The organism is Sphingomonas tagetis (assembly GCF_024211275.1).
In the GTDB taxonomy this organism is placed as follows: Bacteria; Pseudomonadota; Alphaproteobacteria; order Sphingomonadales; family Sphingomonadaceae; genus Sphingomonas; species Sphingomonas tagetis.
This window is the reverse complement of sequence record NZ_JAMLDX010000051.1, coordinates 1-1,137: the sequence shown is the minus strand read 5'-3', so window position 1 is coordinate 1,137 and position 1,137 is coordinate 1. Positions and strand designations below refer to the sequence as shown.

1 protein-coding gene and 1 pseudogene are annotated in these 1,137 nt (G+C 54.1%); one reads left to right on the top strand and one right to left on the bottom strand.

Features of this window, described 5'->3' with window-relative positions:
• Nucleotides 1-166 precede the first annotated feature (166 nt).
• Complete coding sequence (locus M9978_RS22955; protein ID WP_254297489.1) at nucleotides 167-406, top strand: hypothetical protein; 240 nt, start codon at nucleotides 167-169, stop codon at nucleotides 404-406.
• 630 nt (nucleotides 407-1,036) lie between these two features.
• Here M9978_RS22955 and M9978_RS22950 read toward each other — a convergent pair.
• Nucleotides 1,037-1,137: pseudogene (locus tag M9978_RS22950) on the bottom strand (IS5/IS1182 family transposase); the annotation flags it as partial.

The window sequence follows — 1,137 nt, the reverse complement described above, 5'->3', positions numbered from 1 at the left end:
GGAAGACCGACTTGGCCAGATCCAGTCCGACAACCGACACTTGCTCCATCTTCACTCTCCCTCTCCGACTTATCCGCAGAAAAATATCCCGCGGGGAGGAGAGCCGTCCACGACATCAATTGCGGACGACCTTGCGGTGTTCTGATGGGGATGCCAGCATCATAGCATGAGTGAATTTACAGATCGACGACGGCAAGGCGTGCGCTGGATATTTCTCTCGCTGTTGGGATTTTGCGCCCTCATGTTGATCGGTTGGGCTGCGGATAATCTGCTTGGCGTAGAAATGGGCTTTGAGGCGGATGACGGGGTGCAAATAGCCATTTTGGCAGCTGGCGCTACCGCAACCTATCTCTTCACAATCCTTACCTTGTGCATCGGCGATTACATCAACGACATTCGCAAGTAGGGCAGTTAAGATACTTCTCACCCAATTTCGAACCGCACGCCGGTGATGCCACCACCCTGATAGCCGCCCGGTGCTTCACGACCCTTTTCAGTCGCTGAATTGACAGCCTGTCAAAGCCGCAAGAAGTCGTTCATCCATTCGTGCTTTTGTGCTTGTGAACCAGAGCGAGAACGTTTCCGTGCACTATTGGCTTGGCGACATAACTGATCGGATTGCTGAACCACCCAAGTGGTGGTTACACGGCATACCGCGATACTGCGATTATGATCCATCACGATGCGACTTCCAAGCTACGCAGGCTCTCTTGCGAATTAGATGTCAGGGCTGCCTAGAAACATTCCATGTTGCATGGGGCTTGGGCGCTTGCACGACCAATTTCCCCGACAAAGAAGTTCTTAGCGCAATCGACAGCTATATCGACAATCCTCCCTTCCATCTGCGAGACGGTTTCAACTGCGCTGGAAATCATTCGCTCGTTGAAGTCGAGGCGATTCTACAGGTCTGGCAGCGGCAGGATGTGCTTGATTGGGCGCGCCGACAGCATCTGGAGGGCTTATTCGCTCAATCCTGATGCGATCCGCTGCGTCGAACTGAAAGCCGTCTGACCGCTAAGAGTCCGTTTGAGAATGCTTACGGATGAACGATGCGGCGGAGCATGAGGCTGCCGAGGGCGACGTGGATCATGGCTTCGGAGACGTCGAGGCGTTTTTCGTAGTCGCGCACGAGGCGCT